The sequence below is a fragment of the Bradyrhizobium sp. Mp27 genome (assembly GCF_029953005.1).
Taxonomy (GTDB): domain Bacteria; phylum Pseudomonadota; class Alphaproteobacteria; order Rhizobiales; family Xanthobacteraceae; genus Bradyrhizobium; species Bradyrhizobium barranii.
Window position 1 is genome coordinate 1 of record NZ_JASAUS010000026.1, and the last position, 20,195, is coordinate 20,195.

General features: G+C 64.3%; 15 protein-coding genes. 10 read left to right on the forward strand and 5 right to left on the reverse strand.

What is annotated here, in order from left to right; translation table 11 throughout:
* Positions 1-261: 261 nt before the first annotated feature.
* Positions 262-1,959 carry an alpha-amylase family protein gene (locus QJT78_RS16105; protein ID WP_038942116.1) on the forward strand — a complete coding sequence of 566 codons (1,698 nt, stop codon included), beginning with the start codon at positions 262-264 and terminating at the stop codon, positions 1,957-1,959.
* Positions 1,960-2,119: 160 nt separating this feature from the next.
* Here the strand turns inward: QJT78_RS16105 and QJT78_RS16110 are convergent, their stop codons facing one another.
* Positions 2,120-3,724, reverse strand: a complete 1,605-nt coding sequence (locus tag QJT78_RS16110; RefSeq protein ID WP_038942117.1) for an alpha-amylase family glycosyl hydrolase — start codon at positions 3,722-3,724, stop codon at positions 2,120-2,122.
* Positions 3,725-3,896: 172 nt separating this feature from the next.
* On the opposite strand from QJT78_RS16110, the gene QJT78_RS16115 reads away from it, so the two are divergent.
* Positions 3,897-4,565: an MBL fold metallo-hydrolase gene (locus QJT78_RS16115; protein ID WP_028149356.1), complete on the forward strand. Its 669-nt coding sequence runs from the start codon at positions 3,897-3,899 to the stop codon at positions 4,563-4,565.
* Positions 4,566-4,623: 58 nt separating this feature from the next.
* Here QJT78_RS16115 and QJT78_RS16120 read toward each other — a convergent pair whose 3' ends face one another.
* On the reverse strand, positions 4,624-4,992 hold the full coding sequence (locus tag QJT78_RS16120; RefSeq protein WP_028149355.1) for a helix-turn-helix domain-containing protein: 369 nt from the start codon (positions 4,990-4,992) through the stop codon (positions 4,624-4,626).
* Between the two features lie 200 nt (positions 4,993-5,192).
* On the opposite strand from QJT78_RS16120, the gene QJT78_RS16125 reads away from it, so the two are divergent.
* A complete protein-coding gene (locus tag QJT78_RS16125) occupies positions 5,193-5,495 on the forward strand; it encodes a hypothetical protein (protein WP_240537480.1) in 303 nt (100 codons plus the stop codon).
* Between the two features lie 22 nt (positions 5,496-5,517).
* On the opposite strand, the gene QJT78_RS16130 is transcribed toward QJT78_RS16125, so the two are convergent.
* Positions 5,518-6,690, reverse strand: a complete 1,173-nt coding sequence (locus tag QJT78_RS16130; RefSeq protein WP_038942118.1) for a PHB depolymerase family esterase — start codon at positions 6,688-6,690, stop codon at positions 5,518-5,520.
* 145 nt (positions 6,691-6,835) lie between these two features.
* On the reverse strand, positions 6,836-8,242 hold the full coding sequence (locus tag QJT78_RS16135; RefSeq protein ID WP_038942119.1) for an MFS transporter: 1,407 nt from the start codon (positions 8,240-8,242) through the stop codon (positions 6,836-6,838).
* A 159-nt stretch (positions 8,243-8,401) separates the two neighbouring features.
* On the opposite strand from QJT78_RS16135, the gene sthA reads away from it, so the two are divergent.
* The 3 genes from sthA (at position 8,402) to QJT78_RS16150 (ending at position 12,811) form a co-directional block, all read left to right on the forward strand.
* Positions 8,402-9,793 carry a Si-specific NAD(P)(+) transhydrogenase gene (sthA, locus tag QJT78_RS16140; protein WP_028149351.1) on the forward strand — a complete coding sequence of 464 codons (1,392 nt, stop codon included), beginning with the start codon at positions 8,402-8,404 and terminating at the stop codon, positions 9,791-9,793.
* A 258-nt stretch (positions 9,794-10,051) separates the two neighbouring features.
* Positions 10,052-11,287 carry an LLM class flavin-dependent oxidoreductase gene (locus tag QJT78_RS16145; RefSeq protein WP_014491084.1) on the forward strand — a complete coding sequence of 412 codons (1,236 nt, stop codon included), beginning with the start codon at positions 10,052-10,054 and terminating at the stop codon, positions 11,285-11,287.
* Between the two features lie 150 nt (positions 11,288-11,437).
* Positions 11,438-12,811, forward strand: coding sequence for a cytochrome P450 (locus QJT78_RS16150; RefSeq protein ID WP_028149350.1), 1,374 nt, complete (start codon positions 11,438-11,440; stop codon positions 12,809-12,811).
* Positions 12,812-13,011: 200 nt separating this feature from the next.
* Here QJT78_RS16150 and QJT78_RS16155 read toward each other — a convergent pair whose 3' ends face one another.
* On the reverse strand, positions 13,012-13,851 hold the full coding sequence (locus QJT78_RS16155; RefSeq protein ID WP_028149349.1) for a glucose 1-dehydrogenase: 840 nt from the start codon (positions 13,849-13,851) through the stop codon (positions 13,012-13,014).
* A gap of 179 nt (positions 13,852-14,030) precedes the next feature.
* On the opposite strand from QJT78_RS16155, the gene QJT78_RS16160 reads away from it, so the two are divergent.
* From QJT78_RS16160 to QJT78_RS16175, 4 genes are all read left to right on the forward strand, one after another.
* Positions 14,031-14,996, forward strand: coding sequence for a sensor histidine kinase (locus QJT78_RS16160; protein WP_028149348.1), 966 nt, complete (start codon positions 14,031-14,033; stop codon positions 14,994-14,996).
* Positions 14,997-15,202: 206 nt separating this feature from the next.
* A complete protein-coding gene (locus QJT78_RS16165; RefSeq protein WP_028149347.1) occupies positions 15,203-16,939 on the forward strand; it encodes an EAL domain-containing protein in 1,737 nt (578 codons plus the stop codon).
* A gap of 257 nt (positions 16,940-17,196) precedes the next feature.
* Positions 17,197-18,636, forward strand: a complete 1,440-nt coding sequence (locus QJT78_RS16170; protein WP_028149346.1) for a sigma 54-interacting transcriptional regulator — start codon at positions 17,197-17,199, stop codon at positions 18,634-18,636.
* A gap of 345 nt (positions 18,637-18,981) precedes the next feature.
* Complete coding sequence (locus QJT78_RS16175) at positions 18,982-20,166, forward strand: substrate-binding domain-containing protein (protein ID WP_028149345.1); 1,185 nt, start codon at positions 18,982-18,984, stop codon at positions 20,164-20,166.
* Positions 20,167-20,195 lie beyond the last annotated feature (29 nt).

The window sequence follows — 20,195 nt, forward strand, 5'->3', positions numbered from 1 at the left end:
CTGAAGCTCTTGCCCGGGAAACAAACTCAAACTAACAGTCCCTTGTCCTGCCTCGCGGGTGGAGGAATTTGACTGACCACACCCGGAGGAATTTGAAGTGACCCGCGGGGAGTCTTCGCAAAACTACTCCCTGTGGTTATGGGTCCCGGATCTGCGCTTCGCTTGTCCGGGACGACAGCGAATGCGGCGCGGAACCTCGCCTTCCCCACGCACTTATCACGCAGCCGCCGCACCTCGGCGGAGCATCGAGGCCGCGCGCGCATGATCGACGATCTCTGGTACAAGAACGGCGTGATCTACTGCCTCTCCGTCGGCACCTATATGGATGCCAACGGCGACGGCGTCGGCGACTTCAAGGGCCTGCTGCGGCGGCTCGACTATTTGCACGGCCTCGGCATCACCACGATCTGGCTGATGCCGTTCCAGACCTCGCCGGGCCGCGACGACGGCTACGACATCGCGGACTATTACAGCGTCGATGCCCGCTACGGCACGCTCGGCGATTTCGTCGAATTCACCCATGGCTGCAAGCAGCGCGGCATCCGCATCATCATCGACCTCGTCGTCAACCACACCTCGGACCAGCATCACTGGTTCAAGGAGGCGCGGCGCGACAAGGATTCGCCCTATCGCGACTGGTATGTCTGGTCGGACAAGAAGCCGGCCGGCGCCAACAAGGGCATGGTGTTTCCCGGCGTGCAGAAATCGACCTGGACGCGCGACAAGGAAGCCGGCGCGTATTACTTTCATCGCTTCTACGATTTCCAGCCCGATCTCAACACCTCGAACCCGCATGTGCAGGCCGAAATCCTGAAGATCATGGGCTTCTGGATCCAGCTCGGCGTGTCCGGCTTCCGCATGGACGCCGTGCCGTTCGTGATCGCCACCAAGGGCGCGAAGGTGAAGAAGCCGGTCGAGCAGTACGACATGCTGCGCGCGTTTCGCGAATTCCTGCAATGGCGGCAGGGCGACGCCATCATCCTCGCCGAAGCCAATGTGCTGCCTGAGACCGACATGGAATATTTCGGCCGCGACGGCGACCGCATGCACATGATGTTCAACTTCCACGTCAACCAGCATCTGTTCTATGCGCTGGCATCGGGCGACTCGCGTCCGCTGGCGAAGGCACTGAAGGCGACCCGGCCGCGGCCGGCCAGCGCGCAATGGGGCCTGTTCCTGCGCAATCACGACGAGCTCGATCTCGGGCGCCTGACCAAGGCGCAGCGCGACATCGTGTTCAAGCGCTTCGGTCCCGACAAGGACATGCAGCTCTACGACCGCGGCATTCGCCGCCGCTTCGCACCGATGGTCGGCGGCGACCGAAGGCGGCTCGAGCTCGCCTACAGCCTGATGTGCACGCTGCCGGGGACGCCCGTCATCCGCTACGGCGACGAGATCGCGATGGGCGACGATCTCTCCCTGCCGGAGCGCAATTGCGCGCGCACGCCGATGCAATGGTCGACCGAGCCGCATGGCGGTTTCACCAAGAACGACAAGCCGGCATGTCCGGTCATCGACACGGGCCCCTACGGCTACGTGCACGTCAATGTCGCGAAACAGCGGCGCGATCCCAATTCCATGCTGAACTGGACCGAGCGCATCGTCCGCATGCGCAAGGAGGTGCCCGAGATCGGCTGGGGCGACTTCGCGATCATTCCGACGCGCGATCCCGCCATGTTCATAATGCGCTACGACTGGCGCAACAATTCCGTGCTGTTCGTGCACAATCTGGATGAGAAGCCGCGCGAGATCGCGTTCTCGGTGGGACTGCCCGGCGACGCCGGCGCGCACCTGATCAACCTGCTCGCGGAGGATCACAGCCACGCCGACAAGCGCGGCCAGCATCGCGTCGCGCTGGAGCCCTACGGCTATCGCTGGTACCGCGTCGGCGGCCTGGATTATCTGCTGAAGCGGAGCGATATCGACGGGAATACGACGGGCAACAAACATCCGGGGTAGGTGCGGCCTCACACGTCATTCCGGGGCGCGCGTAGCACGAGCCCGGAATCCATAACCGCAGGGAGGAGTGTGGCGCGAGCAGGTCACTCCGAATCTTCGCAAAACGACTTCCTGTGGTTATGGGTCCCGGGCTCGCGCTACGCGCGCCCCGGGACGACAGCTAGATATGTGGCGGCATCACCACCACGCCCTCGTTGCCGCGCAGGTCGAGCACGCCTTCCAGCCTCTCGCCCTCGCGATCCAGAAACGTCGACAGCAAGATCTCGCTGTTGAAACGGATCGCGCTGGTGGTCACGGCGATCGGGTCGGGCCCGAGATTGAGCACGACGATGATCGCGGTGTCCTCGGCCTCGCGGCGATAGACCAGCAGATCGCCTTGCGCGGCGATCGGATGGTAGTCGCCCTCGACCAGCGCCGGAGATGCCTTCCGCAAGGCAATCAGCCGCTTGTACAGACTGAGGATCGAACGCGAATCGGCTTCGAGATTGGCGACGTTCTCGCGGATATGGTCCTCCGGCAGCGGCAGCCAGGGCCTTACGCCGGAGAAGCCGCCGGCCGGCGACGCATCCCACTGCATCGGCGTGCGGCAGCCGTCGCGCCCCACCCCGATGCCGGGCACATTCTTCTCGAAGGGGTCGCGCACGTCCTCAGGGGAGATTGCCAGCTGGTGCATGCCGATCTCGTCGCCGTAATAGAGAGTCGGCGTGCCGCGCAAGGTCAGCAGCAACATGGCGGCGACGCGGGCCTGCTCCGGCCCGACACGGCTTGCGACGCGCGGACGATCGTGATTGCCGAGCACCCAGTTCGGCCAGGCGCCCTTCGGCAGCGCCTTCTCGTAATCCTCGACGATTGTCTCGATCGAGCGCGCGCTCCAGAACGTCGAGAGCAGCGCGAAGTTGAACGGCATCTGCGCGCCGGTGAGATCGTTGCCGTAATAGGCCATCAACCGGTGCAGCGGCAGATAGATTTCGCCGATCAGCACGCGGTCGCGATACGCGTCCGTGACGCGCCGCATCTCGGCGATGACGTCATGCACCTCCGGCTGGTCGGTGGAGTATTGCGTCAGGATCGTCTCGTTCGGCGGCCGGCCCTCGACGTAATGCGGGTTCGGCGGATTGTCGCGGAATTCGGCATCCTTGATCAGGTGCCAGATCACGTCGACGCGGAAGCCGTCGACGCCCTTCTCCAGCCAGAACCGCATCGCGTCGTAGATCGCCGCGCGGACATCCGGATTGCGCCAGTTGAGGTCCGGCTGCTCGGCAAGGAAGGCGTGGTAGTAATATTGACCTGTCGTCTCGTCGAAAGCCCACGCGCTGCCGCCGAATTCGGACAGCCAGTTGTTCGGGACGCCGCCATCGGCGGCCGGATCGCGCCAGACGTACCAGTCGCGTTTGGGATTGTCGCGCGAGGACCGGCTCTCGACGAACCAGGGATGCTGGCTTGATGTGTGGTTCGGCACCAGGTCGAGGATCAGCTTCAACCCGTTGTCATGCGCCGCCGCGAGCAGCGCATCGAAATCCGCCATCGTGCCGAACAGCGGATCGATGCCGGTATAGTCGGAGATGTCGTAGCCGAAATCGGCCATCGGCGAGGGAAAGATCGGCGACAGCCAGATCGCGTCGACGCCGAGCGATTTCACGTAAGGCAGCCGGCGCAAAATGCCGGCGAGATCGCCGACGCCGTCACCGTCTGTGTCCTGAAAGGAGCGCGGGTAGATCTGATAGAAGATGCCGTCGCGCCACCAATTGTCGCCGCCCTGAGCCATGCCGGAAAACCCACCCAAAAATCTGCGTCTCGCGCGAGTGAACGCGGAACGAACGCCGCGGTTCAAACCAGCAGCCGAATTGGGACGACCGTGTGACGGCGGGTGCGGCTGTTCCGGGGTGGGGCGCGAATCTTTTGCTTGGCGGCATGGCAAAAATCGGCATTGTGGCGCCATGACCGAGCAAAATGACACTCAAGCCAAGGCCGGCGCGATCATCGTCCCCGTGACGCTGTTCGAGCAGAACTGCACCATCATCTGGGACGAGCCCGGCAAGAAGGCCGTGGTGATCGACCCCGGCGGGGACGTGCCGAAGATTCTGGACGCGATCAAGCAGACCGGCGTCACCGTGGAGAAGATCTGGCTGACCCACGGCCATATCGACCATGTCGGCGGCGCGGCCGAATTGCGCGATGCGCTGAAGGTGCCGATCGAGGGGCCGCATGTCGCAGATAAATTCCTGCTCGACAACGTGGTCGAGAGCGGCGCCCGCTTCGGCATGACGGAGGTGCGCAATTTCGAGCCGGACCGCTGGCTCGACGAGGGCGACAGCGTGTCGATCGGCGGCCTGCAGTTCGACATTCTGCACTGCCCGGGCCACTCGCCCGGCAGCGTGGTGTTCTTCAACAAGGACTTGCGCTTTGCCCATGTCGGCGACGTGCTGTTTGCGGGCTCCGTCGGGCGCACCGACCTGCCCGGCGGCAGTCACGCCACGCTGATCAATTCGATCAAGACCAAGCTCCTGCCGCTCGGCGACGACGTCGGGTTCATCTGCGGCCACGGCGCGGGCTCGAGCATCGGCCAGGAACGGATGACCAATCCGTTCCTCACCGGCGAGATGTAGCCTTTTACTTGAGCATGATCTTTTCGGAAAACCGCTTCACACTTTTCCGGATCATGCTCTACTCGGCGGCCTCCGCCAACGCCGGGGTGTCACTGAGGTTGCGCTCGCCCCATTGCCGGATCGCGGCGACGACCGGCACGAAGCTCTTGCCCTTGCGCGTCAGGCGATACTCGACCTTCGGCGGCACCTCGCCGAAATCCTTGCGGTCGATCAGGCCGCTTTGGGTCAGCGCCTTCAATTCGCGGCTGAGCACGCGCGGGGTGATCTCGGCGCTGCCGGCCGTTCCGCGCAGCAGGCCGCTCCTGATCTCGCCATAGCGGCGCGGACCGTCCCTGAGGTCCCAGACGATGCGGAGCTTGTACTTGCCGCTGATCATCTTCTGAAAGGCCGCAACCGGACAGGTGCGCGCCGGGTTTGCCCTTGCCATGTCGCCTCCTCCATCCGCAGCCAGCGATTCTTGTTTTGACGCGTTTTCTTTACGCGAACCGGTATCCACTTCGCTCGAAAACGCTATGCGATAAGGATAGGAGCAACGTCGAAAAAGTCCATACTATCAATTTTGTCCATACTTGCAGGATCGCCTGCAAGGCGCAGATGATGGCGCACATGACGAACAGGGAGCGTCACATGAAGCACTTCATGATCAGATACGAATTCAGGAACGGCACGACGGAAGCCTGGCACCAGGAGATCGGCCGCTTCATCAAGGCGATCGACGGCGATCCGGAGTTGAAGGGGCGGATCGGCTATCGGGTCCTGAAGAACCGCGACGACGCCAGCTATTTCCACCTCGCCAGCGTCACCGACGAGGCCGCGCAAAAAGCGCTGCGATCGCGCGACTTCTTCAAGGCCTATCAGGAGATGACGCGGAAGGTCGCCGGCGGCGAGGTGACGGTGGCGCCGATCGAATGGATCGATCAGACGGCGTAGCCGTCGCTCATCGAGCGACGAACTACTTCATCAATCCCGCGGCGGTGAGTGCGCGGGTGATGATCTGGCCGAGATCGAAGCCGCGAGCCGCCTCGCGCTTCGGCTCGGCCGGCTCTTCGGCGACTGCGGCACGGATCGAGCGGGCGAGATGCGGCGCGGGTGAAAGCGCCGGCTTCGACGTCCCGGGCCCGGCCTTCTTTCCGGCCGCGTCCGGAATCCAGCCGGTGAGGCTGAAGAACTTTGCGATGTGGTACGACGAGGAAATACCGGCCTCGATCAGGAACGCGCCTTCGATGCCGTAACGCTGATCATTGTCGGCGAGGCCGAGCGGCGTGCCGTGGGCCATGTCGGTGATGGCGTAGGACTCGACCAGCGTTTCGCCGTCCTTGTTCCACCAGGCCTGGCGCGGATAGCCGTCGACGATCGTCTCCGCCATCGGCACGGCCGGCAGATCGTGCAAGTCGAGCCACTGCTTAACGATATCGCTGGCGTTGCCGGGATTGACGGTGCGGTCGGCGCTGCCGTGCCACACTGAAATCTTCGGCCAGGGCCCGCGATGGTTCGAGGCACGCCGCACGAAGTCGCCGAGCTCGCGCTCCGGCCGCGCCGGCGAATGGAACATGCCGTCGAGCGCCTCGCGCAGATTCGAGGCGATGCCATAGGGAAGTCCAGCGATGATCGCACCGGCCGCAAAAACTTCCGGATAGGTCGCGAGCATCACCGACGTCATGCCGCCGCCGGCGGAGAGACCAGTGATGAAGACGCGTTTGGGATCGATGCGGTGCGCTTCGGCTATATGCGCGATCATCTCGCGGATCGATTGCGCCTCGCCGCCGCCCCGCGCAGTGTCTTCCGGATTGAACCAGTTGAAACAGGTGTTGCCGTTGTTGGCGCGCTGCTGCTCGGGCATCACCAGCGCGAAGCCGTAATGCTTCGCGAGCGTCGACCATCCCGCACCGAGATCGTAAGCCGCAGCGGTCTGGCCACAGCCATGCAGCACGACGACGAGCGCGCGCGGCTTCTGGAGTTGCGCCGGCACGAACGCGAACATGCGCAAGTTTCCGGGATTGTCGCCGAAGCCCGTGACCTCTTCCAACGGACTGGATACGTCCGCGCTCCGGCCGAATTCGGCAAGGCGCACACCATCCACCTTTGGCAGATGTCTCAAGAGAACGAGATTTTTGGCAAGCGACACGGCAACTCCTGGCAGGCGACGTTCAACGTTCACCCGAACCAAATAGTTGCTGCGGTGCAAAATAAAAAGCCCGTGTGCTGTCTATCACCCGAAATCACGCAAAGATCCGCAGGAATCCGCATGAATTAACCGCAATGCCTCAACTTCATGCAGAGACGCGGCGCATCCACGCCAGAAATGCGGCGCAGATCGTGATTAACGCCGCAAACGCGGCGAGCGAAACGAAGAAGCCTGCGCGCGCCGATTGCAACGCTTCAACCGCGAAGAACGCCGCGCCGATTGCGGCCACTCCGGCCGCATTTCCGATCTGCGCCGTCGTGCCGTACATGCCGGACGCTGAGCCTGCCGCGACAGGCTTCACCGTCGAGAGTACCGCACCGGATAGCGGCGCCATCACCAGCCCCTGCCCGTAGCCGAAGATGATCATGACGAGTGCGAGCAAGATCGGCGCCGGCGTATCGATATAGCCTGTGACCAGCGCGAGTGCGGCGAGGCCCGCGATCTGCAACATGCAGCCTTCGATCAACACCTTGGTCCCGCGATGGCGCGCTCGCGCGCCGCTGTGACGCGACGCGACCACGAAAGCCAGCGCGAGCGGAATAAAGGCCATGCCGGCTGCGAGCGGCGGGATCTTCAGGCCGCGCTGCATGAACAGCGTCATGACGAGATAGAACGAGAGATTGGCGACGAAGAAAAAGAACGCCGCGCCGAGCCCGCGCAGGAAGGCTGTGTCGGACAGCAGCGTCAGATCGATCAGCGGCATGCCGCCGGCGCGCGCCACCGCATGCTCGAGCTTCAAGAACGCGACAAGGATCGCGCCGCCGCTCGCCATCACGGCCCATAGCCACGGCGCCCAGCCGACGTCGTGACCGAACAGCAGCGGTCCGATCAGGCACAACAGCCCCGCGAACAGCACCATGCTCCCTTTGATATCGAGCCGCGTGCCGGCCCGGCGTGGCACCGACGGCATGATGCGCCAGGCGGCGGCCGCAATGACGAGACCGCAGGGCACGTTGACGAAGAACACCGAGCGCCAGCCGGTACCGGCAAGGTCGATCGTGACCAGGAGACCACCGAGCAGGAAGCCCGCGGCGCCCGCAAGCCCGAGCACGATGCCGTAGATGGCGAAAGCACGGCTGCGCTGTTCGTCGGTGAACAGCAGATGCAGCGTCGCCAGCACCTGCGGCACCATCAGCGCTGCCGTCGCGCCCTGCGCCAGCCGCGCGATGATCAGCTCCGCGCCCGATTGCGCCAACCCGCACCACAGCGAGGTCACCGTGAAGCCGAGCACGCCGGCCAGGAAGACATTCTTCGTGCCGTGGATGTCGCCGAGGCGGCCGCCGGTGACGACCAGCGTGGCGTAGGCGATCAGATAGATCGCGATGACCGATTCGATCTGCGCCGGCGTCGCATGCAGATCGACCGCGATGGTCGGGATGGCCACGTTCACGATGAAGGCGTCCACGCCGAACATGAATTGAGCAGCGACAACGATCGCCAGCACGCCCCAGCGGCGCGACGAATCGACTTGTTTTGTGACGGTTTGATGCATTTTCGCGCGAGCTTTCAGCGATTTATTTGCGCGCAAAACTCGCAGATCGGCGTCATCAGTGCGATTACCTCCGAGGTAGGACTTGTTTTCCCCTTGCCGCTTTGGCCCGATTGCTGCATGGCAATTCCCGCTGGTTTTGCGGGCTCGGAAGTCTTCCGGATGTACGACTACGACATGGTGGTGATCGGCTCGGGCCCGTCGGGGCGCCGGGCCGCGGTGCAATGTGCCATGCTCGGCAAGGCCGTGCTGGTGGTGGAGAAGGGCCGGCGGGTCGGCGGCGTCTCCGTCCACACCGGCACAATTCCTTCAAAGACCCTGCGCGAGACCGTGCTCAATCTCTCCGGCTGGCGCGAGCGCGGTTTTTACGGCCGCTCCTACAAGGTGAAGCAGGACATCGCGGCGAGCGACCTGATGATCCGCCTTCAGAAGACGCTCGACCATGAGGTCGAGGTACTCGAGCATCAGTTCAGCCGCAATCTGGTGCGCACCGCCAATGGCGAGGCGCGCCTGGTCTCACCGCACGAGGTCGAGATCACCAGCGCCATCGGCGAAGTGAAGGTGGTGTCGGCCGCCTTCATCCTGATCGCCTGCGGCACGCGCCCGTTCCGCCCCGACTACGTGCCGTTCGACGGCACCACGGTGCTCGACAGCGACGAGATCATCGAGCTGCCAAAGCTGCCGCGCAGCCTGGCAGTGATCGGCGCCGGCGTGATCGGCGTCGAATACGCCACCATCTTCAGCGCGCTCGACGTGCCGGTGACGCTGATCGAGCCGCGGCCGACCTTCCTCGATTTCATCGACAAGGAATTGATCGACGAGTTCGTGCACGAGCTGCGCGACCGCAATGTCGCGCTGCGGCTCGGCGCCAAGGTCAACTCGATCGAGAAGACCGCGCAAGGTGGCATCGTCACGCATTTGTCGGACGGGCGGCACGTCACCACGGAAATGCTGCTGTTCGCGGCGGGGCGCGTCGGCGCGACCGATCGGCTGAACTTAGAGGCGGCCGGTATCGTCGTCGACCATCGCGGCCGCATCTCGGTCGATCCCGTGACCTTGCAGACCAGCGTGCCGCACATCTACGCCGCCGGTGACGTGATCGGCTTTCCGAGCCTTGCTTCCACCTCGATGGAGCAGGGACGCGTCGCCGCCTGCCACGCGCTCGGCATGGAGCCGCTCGCGCCGCCGGAGTTCTTCCCCTACGGCATCTATTCGGTGCCGGAGATATCGACCACAGGGCTCACCGAAGAAGAGGTACGCACGCGCGGCATTCCCTACGAGGTCGGCATCGCACGCTTCCGCGAGACCTCCCGCGGCCACATCATGGGGCTGAACAGCGGCATGATGAAGATGATCTTCTCGACCAAGACGCGCCGGCTGCTCGGCGTGCACATCCTCGGCGAAGGCGCCACCGAGCTGATCCATATCGGCCAGGCTGTGCTGAACCTCAAAGGCACCATCGACTATTTCATCCAGAACACGTTCAACTATCCGACGCTGGCCGAGGCGTACAAGATCGCCGGGCTGGATGCGTGGAACAGGATGACGCGGTGATGTTCTCCTCGCCCTCTTCTCGTCATGCCCGGGCTTGTCCCGGGCATCCACGTTCTTCGTAGCGCGTGGCAAGGCGTGGATGGCCGGGACAAGCCCGGCCATGACGGCGCGGAGCGTGTGCACGCAAGTCTGCTGAGAGGGAGAAGAAACACGCATGCCTGCATTCCGCCGCGCGGGACACCGCGCGATTGCGTTAAGTGCCCCCAGCACGTAGCCTCGCCACCTCAACAAACAGAAAATTCAGCCGGAGAGAACGCCATGGCGCGCCTGAAGTTCGGAGCCTTCCTTGCCCCGCATCACCCGATCGGGGAGCATCCGATGCTCCAGTTCCGGCGCGATCTCGACCTGGTCGAGCAACTCGACGCGCTCGGCTATGACGAGTTCTGGTGCGGCGAGCATCATTCCTCCGGCTGGGAGATGATCGCCTCGCCCGAGATGTTTCTGGCCGCGGCCGGCGAGCGCACCAAGCGGATCAAGCTCGGCACCGGCGTGGTGTCGCTGCCCTATCATCATCCCTTCAACGTCGCCCAGCGCATGGTGCAGCTCGACCACATGACCGGTGGCCGCGCCATTTTCGGCTCCGGTCCCGGCGCGCTGGCGTCGGACGCGCACACGCTCGGCATCGACCCGATGACGCAGCGCGACCGCCAGGACGAGGCGATCGGCGTGATCCGCCGCCTGTTCAACGGCGAGCGCGTCACCGCCAAAAGCGACTGGTTTACCATGAACGACGCCGCGCTCCAGATCCTGCCCTTGCAGGAGGAGATGCCGTTCGTGGTGGCCTCGCAGATCTCGCCCTCGGGCATGACGCTTGCCGGCAAATACGGCATCGGCATCATCTCGCTGGGCTCGATGACGACGCAGGGCCTGATGTCCCTGCAACAGCAATGGCAATTCGCCGAGGACGCCGCCAAGAAGCACGGCACCAAGGTAGATCGGGCGAACTGGCGCGTGCTGCTGACCTGGCACCTCGCCGAGACCCGCGAGCAGGCCCGCCGCGAAGCCGGCGCCGGCCTGATGCGCTGGCACAACGAATATAATGTCGGCACGCTGCAGCGGCCGGGCCTGACCGCGTTCGCTTCGCCCGATGAGGCCGTGGACAAGACCGCTTTCGTCGACGGTGCGGCCTCCGTGATCGGCACGCCCGACGACCTCGTCAAGATGATCAAGAACGTGATGCAGGTGTCGGGCGGCGTCGGCGCCGTGATCGGCTTCGTGCACGATTGGGCCAACCCCGAGAATACCCGCCGAAGCTGGGACCTGGTGGCGCGCTACGTCGTGCCGGAGATCAACGGCTATATCGACGGACTGCGCAAGTCGCAAAAGTTCGTGATCGAGAACCGCGCGATCTTCGAACGCGCCGGGCAGGCCGTGATGGCGAAGATCATGGAGAACGAGAAGGCTGCAGAGGCCTTGAAGGTGACCGGCGCCGGCCGCGTCGCCATTCCCGCCGTCAACGCCCCGGATTTGCAGAAGGAAGCGGCGAAGCGGTAGGCTCGTCGGAATTACGCTTGTAACGACGTTCACAAGGACGTTCATAAGAAAGACATACCGGCCTGTGCTATGCTGACCCCGGTCAGCTGGCGCGGGCCGTAGTCGTCTGTGTTCGCGCGGCTGTTCGGTCGGTCAACCGGAGCAATCGTCATGTCGATGCAGAATGTCGCCCCTGCGCTTCCGTTCACCGCACCCAGGCGCAACGAGCTGACGCACATCCCCGGCGACGAGGGCTGGCCGATCATCGGCAAGACCTTTCAGGTGCTCGCCGACCCCAAGGGACATATCGAGGCGAACGGCGCCAAATACGGCCCGGTCTACCGCACCCATATTTTCGGCGAGACCAATGTCGTGCTGCTCGGCCCCGAAGCCAACGAGCTCGTGCTGTTCGACCAGCAAAAGCTGTTCTCCTCGACGCATGGCTGGAACAAGGTGCTCGGCCTGTTGTTTCCGCGCGGCCTGATGCTGCTCGATTTCGACGAGCACCGGCTGCATCGCAAGGCGCTGTCGGTCGCGTTCAAGTCGGGGCCGATGAAGTCGTACCTGAGCGATCTCGACCACGGCATCGCCGCGCGCGTCGCGCAGTGGAAGGCGCAGCCCGGCGAGATGAAGCTCTATCCGGCGATGAAGCAGCTCACGCTCGACCTCGCGGCGGCGTCGTTCCTCGGCGCCGATATCGGGCCGGAGGTCGACGAGATCAACCGCGCGTTCGTCGACATGGTCGCGGCCGCGGTCGCCCCGATCCGCCGACCGCTGCCGGGCACGCAGATGGCGGCCGGCGTGAAGGGACGCAAGCGCATCGTCGCCTATTTCCGCGAGCAGATTCCGCTGCGACGCGGCAATCACGGCGGCGACGATCTGTTCTCGCAGCTCTGCCGCGCCACCCACGAGGATGGCGCCCTGCTCTCCGAGCAGGACATCATCGACCATATGAGCTTCCTGATGATGGCGGCGCACGACACGCTGACCTCGTCGCTGACCTCCTTCATCGGCGAGCTCGCCGCCAATCCGGACTGGCAGGACAGGCTGCGCGCAGAGGTCCTTGCGCTGGGGCTCGCACCGGGTTCACCGAGCAGCTTCGACGACCTCGAAAAAATGCCGCTGTCGGAGATGGCGTTCAAGGAGGCGCTGCGGATCAAGCCGCCGGTGCCGTCGATGCCGCGCCGTGCGATGCGCGATTTCACCTTCAAGGGTTTTACGATTCCGGCCGGCACCGCCGTCGGCGTCAATCCGCTCTACACCCACCACATGAAGGACATCTGGCCGGAGCCGGATCGCTTCGATCCCTTGCGCTTCACCGAGGAAGCGCAGCGCAACCGGCATCGCTTCGCCTGGGTGCCGTTCGGCGGCGGCGCGCATATGTGCCTCGGCCTGCACTTCGCCTACATGCAGGCGAAGTGCTTTGCCCGGCACTTTTTGCAGAACCTCGAAGTGTCGCTGGAGCCGGGCTACAAGCCGGACTGGCAGATGTGGCCGATCCCGAAGCCGCGGGATGGCTTGAGGGTGCGGGTGAAGGCGGTGTAGCTCACGTCTCTCGTGTCCCGGACGCGCTGCAGCGCTTGCGCTGCTGCGCTGCGTCCGGACACGAGACCTGCCGCGCGCGCAAGTCTCGTAGGGTGGGCAAAGGCGCGCAGCGCCGTGCCCACCATTCCTCGCGAAGAAAGAATTGGTGGGCACGCTTCGCTTTGCCCACCCTACGGCACTACGGCACCGCCGCCTATCCGCTACGCCCCCTGATCGAACGCCTTGCGCATGGCGACGTAACCCTGCTGCTGCTGGCTCCAGTTGCGGCCGCCGGTGACGGCGCCGTCGACGACGAGATCGTGTCCGTTGACGAAGCTGGATTCGTCGCTCGCCAGAAACACCGCGGCCTGCGCGATGTCATCGGGGAGGCCCGCGCGCGGGATCGGCTGTGCGGTCTTGAAGACCTCGCGCATCACGGCCGGCGTCGCCTCCGCCGCATCGGTCGTGAGCCCCAGCGCCTTGCCGAAAATGCCGGTCGCGATCGCGCCGGGCGAGATCGAGTTGACGCGCACGTTGGACTCGCCGAGCTCCATCGCCACGCATTTGGTGAGATGGATCACCGCCGCCTTGGCCGCGCCATAGACGACCGAGGAGGAAAAGCCGGCAAGACGGCCTGCGATGCTGCCATTGTTGATGATGCTGTCAGATCCCTGCTTCTTCATGACGGGCGCGGCATGCTTCATGCCGAGCATCACGCTGCGCACCAAGGTCGCCATCGCCGCGTCGAACCGCTCGACATCGAGGCCTTCGATGCCCCCGGTCTGCGCCGGGCCGCCGGCATTGTTGAACAGGCAGTCGATCCGGCCGAACTTCTCCACCGCGAGCGCGATCAGCGCCTGCATCTGCGCTTCGACCGTCACGTCGGTCTGGCGAAAGATGCAGGCGGCCCCGAGCTGCTTCGCCAGCGCCTCGCCTTCCGGTATGCGCCGCCCCGCGATCACAATTTTGGCACCTTCAGCAACGAAGACTTCCGCGGTACGCAGGCCGATCCCGCTCGTCGCGCCCGTGATCACCGCAACCTTGCCATCCAGCCTGCCCATGGAATGTTCCTGTTTTCGAATGATTTGATGTCAAATGGCGGACGCCGATCGATCTCGGCGCCGCGACAGTCACTATTCCTGCCGGTCTGCGACAAGGCAAGCTTTGCTTGTGCATGCGACATGCGTAACATTCCCGCTCCTTTCTCGATTTACGCGCGCATAGCGCAACCGGGCCGGGCATGGAGAAGCTGATCGACGAATTCCGCAAGGGCTGGCAGGGCGTGGCAGCGCCATCGCTCGCTCTGAGCCTCGGCTTCGCTGTCGCCTGCCTGCTGGTTGCGACGGTGGCGCGCTGGGGTCTCGCCCATGTGCGGCCCGACGTCTACTTCACCCCATACTTTCCGGCCGTGTTCTTTGCCGCCGCATTCGGCGGCTTGCGGATCGGCATCATCACCGCGCTGGTCGGCGGTGTGCTCGGCGTCGTCGTCAATTTCAGCGACGCTCTTGCCGATCGCTCCAGGTTCACCTTGCTGACCCTTTATTGGGGCGTCTCCGCACTCACGATCTGGGGCGTCGAGCATTATCGCGGGATGCTGGCGGAACAGCGCCGGATTTCCAAACGCCTGATCGAGGAAGAAGAATACCGCAAGCTGCTGGTCGACGAGCTCCAGCACCGGCTGAAGAACAAGCTGTCGACCGCGCACGCCGTGTTGCACCAGGTGCTGCACGACCAGCCGCAGGTCTGGGCCCGGATCGACCCGCGGCTACGGTCGCTGGCTGCAACCGACGATCTGATCTCGCGGATCGACAAGGGCGGCTGCGATATCCGCGATCTCCTGATCGCGGAGCTCGGACCTTACGGCCATGTCCGCTTCACGCTCAACGGCGACCGGCTGTTCCTGCCGCCGAAGCTCGCGGTCACGCTGTCCCTGATGTTTCACGAGCTCGCCACCAACGCGGGCAAATATGGTGCGTTCTCCGCACCGCGCGGATTATTGCAGGTGTCGTGGACCGTCAGCGGCGACCGTCTGACCGTCACCTGGGATGAAACCGAGGGCCCGAGCATCGACAAGATCTCCGAGCCCGGCTTCGGCACCAAGCTGCTGAAGTCGGCGCTGTCGGCTTTCGACGGCAAGTCCGAGGTCTCGTATCTCAAGACTGGCCTGCATTGCATCATGCAATGCCGCATCCCGCAAAACGGTTAGACGCGACACGAGCGCAAGAGACGCGCGCCCCGCTCGCAGTTTCGCTGCGCGCGTTGACGCTCCGTTAATGACGATGGGTCGGGCGCGTCGCATCGCCGCAAAACACCCCCGTATTTCTCCGTACCCCTTAACCAAACCTAAGAGGGAACTGCGCAAGATCGCGTTCATTGCAAAGGCGCGCTGAAACAACAAGATTCATGAATTCTATGAACGACAATGCATACAACGGCGCGAATGAAGCCGAACTCGGATTCCTCAAGGAAATCGTTAGAATGCTGCCTGCCGGTCTGACCGTGCAGGATGCGCAGGGCGAGCTTCTGCTGGTTAACGATGTCGCGGCCGCCCAGCTCGGCATGGACGGCAGCCGTCCGTCGCCCGATCTGACGCCGCGCCGGGAAGCCTGCCAGCGGGCACTGAGGTCCGGCGAGGCGGTCATCTCCGAGGAAGCGCTCCAGGACGGAGCTGCACGCCAGGTGCTGCTGACCACCCATCGCCCCGTCCGCGTTGCCGGACGCGAGCTGCTGATCTCGGCCTCCTCCGACATCACCGAACAGAAGAACTTCGAGGACCAGCTGTTCCGCTCGGCCTATTTCGACGAGCTGACCGGCCTGCCCTCGCGGCGCGTGATCGAGCATCGCGCCGGCAGCCTGCTCGCGCGCGACGACAAAGGCGAGCGGTTCGCGCTCGCCTTTCTCGACGTCGACAATTTCAAGCACATCAACGACTATTACGGCCACGCCGTCGGCGATGCGCTGCTGGTCGAGCTGTCAAAGCGGCTCGGGCGCGACCTGCGCGATTCCGACATGCTGTCGCGCATCTCCGGCGACGAATTCCTGCTGCTGCTCTCCCCGATCCAGAGCCAGGAGGAAGTCGCCGAATTCATGCAAGCGACGCTGGAGCGGCTGACCGCACCGTTCTTCATCGACAATTCGGAGGTCTTCGCCTCCACCTCCGTCGGCGTCAGCCTCTATCCCGACCACGGCCGCAGCTTCGAGACGCTGCGCCAGAACGCCGACATCGCGATGTACCGCATCAAGAACAGCGGCAAGGGCTCGACGGCCTTCTTCGACGCCAGCATGGAGCGCGAGGCGCTGGCGCGGATGAAGATCGAGCAGTCGCTGCGGCTCGCCATCCTCGAAAAGCGCTTCTGCTGCGCGTTCCAGTCCAAGGTCGACATCCGCACCCAGGCCGTGACCGGCATCGAGGCATTGGTGCGCCTGCGCGACGACGAGGGCGTGATCCAGGCGCCGGGCTCGTTCATCAACCTTGCCGGCGAATTGGGACTGATCGACGAGCTCACCCATCTCGTACTCGCCGAGATCGTCAAGTCGATCGACCTGATCAACGACAGCTTCGGCGCGGAAGCGACCATCAGCATCAACGTCGCCGCCAAGCAGGCCGGCAACCCCGAATTCATGCGCAGTTTCGCGCGGGCGCTGGACGAGACCGGCTTTCCGCAGCGCTTCATGATCGAGGTGACGGAAGACGCCTTCGTCGCCAAGAATCATTTCCAGACCGAGATCCTGCCGATGTTCCGCAAGCTCGGCGTCGGCATCTCCATCGACGATTTCGGCACCGGCTATTCCTCGCTCTCCGCGCTCGCCGACATCACTGCCGACGAGATCAAGATCGACCGCTCGTTCATCACCGACATCCATAAGCGCCCGCGCAGCCAGGGCATCTTGCGCGCGATCGAATCCCTGAGCGAGGCGCTCGGCATGACCGTGATCGCCGAAGGCCTCGAATCCTACGAGGAGCTGGCCTATCTCCAGGCCGCGACCAAGATCCGCTACGCACAAGGCTATTATTTCGCCCGGCCGATCTTCCTGGAGGAGCTCAAGCTCGCAACCCCCGCCTCCAGCGAAGCCCGCCCCGGCGTGTCAAATCGCCCGACGCAGCAGAACCGCCAGGGCTATTCGCGGGCGAGCGGGTACCGGCGGTAAGGCGACAACGGCGCAACAAGCACCGCCGTCGTCCCGGGGCGCGCAAAGCGCGAGCCCGGGACCCATAACCCCAGGGAGCAATTGTGGAGCGAGGCTCCCACTCCTAGTCTTCGCCAAACTTCATCCTGTGGGTATGGGTCCCGGGTTCGCTTCGGGCCCCGGGACGACGGCAATTGCTGAGCTGCTTACGTGCCATTTCCCCCTTTGAAATTACTGCCCTTTTGCTAATACACAGGCGGACTTCCCTGAGGTACGCCATGCCCTCCTCCCCCGACGTCAGCGATCCCGCCTATGTCCGCGCGCGGGCGATGGTGACGTTGTTCGAGCGGCTGGAGCATCTGTGCGAGGGCGCGATCGCGATCGATCGCGGCGGGCGGGTGATCTACGTCAACGAGAAATATCTGGCCTCGCTGGGCCTCAAGCACACCACCGAAGCGATCGGCCGGCCGATCGAGGAGATCATCCCGAACAGCCTGATGCGGACCGTCGCCGAGAGCGGCGAGCCGATCCTGCTCGACATCATGGAGCTCGGCGGCGAGCAGCTCGTGGTGACGCGCATGCCGATCGAGGACGAGGACCGCAACGTCATCGGCGCGATCGGGTTCGTGCTCTATGACCATCTCGAGAGTCTCAAGCCGCTGCTCGCCCGCGTCACCCAGCTCGAGAGCGATCTGCGGCTGGCGCGGCGGCAATTGTCCAACGCCCGCGCGGCGCGCTTCACCCTTGCCGATTTCGTCGGCACGACAGCGGCGATCGCGCAGGCCAAGGAGTTCGCCAAGCGCGCGGCGCGGCAGAGCGTGACCGTGCTGCTCACCGGCGAGACCGGCACCGGCAAGGAGCTGCTGGCGCAGGCGATCCACAATGCGTCCTCGCGCGCGGAAAAGCCGTTCGTCAGCGTCAATGTCGCGGCGATCCCGGAAACGCTGATCGAGTCCGAATTCTTCGGCACTGCGCCTGGCGCCTATACCGGCGCCGATCGCAGGGGGCGCGAGGGCAAGTTCCGGATCGCCGATGGCGGCACGCTGTTCCTCGACGAGATCGGCGAGATGCCGCTGCAATTGCAGGCCAAGCTGTTGCGCGTGCTGCAGGAGCGCGAGATCGAGCCGCTCGGCTCGGACAAGATCAGCAAGGTCGACGTGCGCGTCATCGCCGCGACCAATGTGGACTTGCGCAAGCGCGTCAGCGACGGCGCCTTCCGCGCCGATCTCTACTACCGCCTCAACGTGCTTTCGATCGACCTGCCGCCTCTCAGAAAATGCCTCGACGACCTGCCCGACATCTGCGCGCGGCTGATCGAGGACATCAGCGCCTCCGGCGACTTCCTCAATGCCAGGATCACGCCGAGCGGATTGTCGGCGCTCGCGCGCTACGACTGGCCCGGCAACGTCCGCGAGCTCCGCAACATTCTGGAACGCGCACTGATCCTCAGCGATTCCGGGCGCCTGACCGGCGACGATTTCGTTCACATCCTGCCGGTCACCGCGGAGGCCGGCCCTGGACCGGCGCCACAGATGACCGGCTCGGTCGTCCCCTATGCCGAAGCCGAGGCGGAGTTCGAGAAGCAGACGCTCGAGCATGCGCTCGCCGCCAGCAACGGCCAGATCTCGGAAGCCGCCCGGATGCTGCGCATCTCGCGCGCGACCTTCTACAAGAAGCTCGCCAAGTTCGGGCTGGCGTCGGGATCGCCGCCTGTCTGACTTTCGAGACGGCACATGTCCGGAGTCTCGGACTCCTGACACCGCCATATCGGCGCTCGCCTGTGGCGTTCGCGCATGATCCGCCGCATTTTCAGGCATTCCCGCGCAAAGCTCCGGATCTGGCGCAGGGCTTGCTCTGAGGCGGCCTGAGGAAACGCAAGGGCCGATGTGAAGCCAGGTGATCGTTAACGCGAACGCGTCGCGGCCTGCGACGATCCGGCACGCACACGTCAAGAGACTGTCACATGCGCCTCGTGCAAGCTCCGCCGGAAGGTGGAATTGCAATGTATGCACACTTGTGCAAATCGCTGTGATCAAGGCAGTTCATTCAAGGAGGAAATCATCGTGCGTCGATCGCTCATTCTCACGGCAGCCATTCTCGGCCTGGCCGCGAACACCTCCGCGCAGGCCGACGACCTCAAGGTCGCGCTGATCTACGGCAAGACCGGCCCGCTCGAAGCCTATGCCAAGCAGACCGAAACCGGCCTGCAGATGGGTTTTGAATACGCCACCAAGGGCACCATGACGCTCGACGGCCGCAAGATCGTCGTCATCACCAAGGACGACCAGGGCAAGCCCGACCTGTCGAAGGCCGCGCTCGCGGAAGCCTATCAGGACGACAAGGCCGACATCGCGATCGGCACGACCTCGTCGGCCGCGGCGCTCGCCATCCTCCCCGTCGCCGAGGAGAACAAGAAGATCCTGATCGTCGAGCCGGCGGTCGCGGACCAGATTACCGGCGAGAAGTGGAATCGCTACATCTTCCGCACCGCGCGCAATTCGTCGCAGGACGCGATCTCGAACGCGGTCGCGATCGGCAAGCAGGGCGTCACCGTGGCGACGCTGGCGCAGGACTACGCCTTCGGCCGCGACGGCGTCGCCGCCTTCAAGGAGGCGCTCGCCAAGACCGGCGCGACGCTCGCCGCGGAAGAATACGCCCCGACCAACACCACCGACTTCACCGCGGTCGGCCAGCGCCTGTTCGACGCGCTGAAGGACAAGCCCGGCCGCAAGGTGATCTGGGTGATCTGGGCCGGCGCCGGCAATCCGCTGGCCAAGCTGCAGGACATGGACCCGAAGCGCTACGGCATCGAGCTCTCCACCGGCGGCAACATCCTGCCGGCGCTCGCGGCGTATAAGGGCCTGCCGGGCATGGAAGGCGCGACCTATTACTACTACGACATCCCGAAGAACCCGGTGAACGACTGGCTGGTCGCCGAGCACCAGAAGCGCTTCAACGCGCCGCCGGACTTCTTCACCGCGGGCGGTTTTGCCGCCGCGATGTCAGTCGTCGCCGCCGTCACCAAGGCGAAGTCGACCGACACCGAGAAGCTGATCACCGCGATGGAAGGCCTGGAGTTCGACACGCCGAAGGGCAAGATGGTGTTCCGGAAAGAGGACCATCAAGCGCTGCAGAGCATGTATCACTTCAAGGTCAAGGTAGATCCGAACGTCGCCTGGGCCGTGCTTGAGCCGGTGCGCGAGCTGAAGATCGAGGACATGGACGTTCCGGTCCGCAACAAGCGCTGATATCAAATCTCCTCTCCCCGCATCGGCGG

Bases quoted from the DNA above. Each gene is read 5' to 3' on its own strand.
- QJT78_RS16105 (WP_038942116.1), top strand. From the start codon at position 262: ATGATCGACGATCTCTGGTACAAGAACGGCGTGATCTACTGCCTCTCC.
- QJT78_RS16110 (WP_038942117.1), bottom strand. From the start codon at position 3,724: ATGGCTCAGGGCGGCGACAATTGGTGGCGCGACGGCATCTTCTATCAG.
- QJT78_RS16115 (WP_028149356.1), top strand. From the start codon at position 3,897: ATGACCGAGCAAAATGACACTCAAGCCAAGGCCGGCGCGATCATCGTC.
- QJT78_RS16120 (WP_028149355.1), bottom strand. From the start codon at position 4,992: ATGGCAAGGGCAAACCCGGCGCGCACCTGTCCGGTTGCGGCCTTTCAG.
- QJT78_RS16125 (WP_240537480.1), top strand. From the start codon at position 5,193: ATGAAGCACTTCATGATCAGATACGAATTCAGGAACGGCACGACGGAA.
- QJT78_RS16135 (WP_038942119.1), bottom strand. From the start codon at position 8,242: ATGCATCAAACCGTCACAAAACAAGTCGATTCGTCGCGCCGCTGGGGC.
- sthA (WP_028149351.1), top strand. From the start codon at position 8,402: ATGTACGACTACGACATGGTGGTGATCGGCTCGGGCCCGTCGGGGCGC.
- QJT78_RS16145 (WP_014491084.1), top strand. From the start codon at position 10,052: ATGGCGCGCCTGAAGTTCGGAGCCTTCCTTGCCCCGCATCACCCGATC.
- QJT78_RS16150 (WP_028149350.1), top strand. From the start codon at position 11,438: ATGTCGATGCAGAATGTCGCCCCTGCGCTTCCGTTCACCGCACCCAGG.
- QJT78_RS16155 (WP_028149349.1), bottom strand. From the start codon at position 13,851: ATGGGCAGGCTGGATGGCAAGGTTGCGGTGATCACGGGCGCGACGAGC.
- QJT78_RS16160 (WP_028149348.1), top strand. From the start codon at position 14,031: ATGGAGAAGCTGATCGACGAATTCCGCAAGGGCTGGCAGGGCGTGGCA.
- QJT78_RS16165 (WP_028149347.1), top strand. From the start codon at position 15,203: ATGAACGACAATGCATACAACGGCGCGAATGAAGCCGAACTCGGATTC.
- QJT78_RS16170 (WP_028149346.1), top strand. From the start codon at position 17,197: ATGCCCTCCTCCCCCGACGTCAGCGATCCCGCCTATGTCCGCGCGCGG.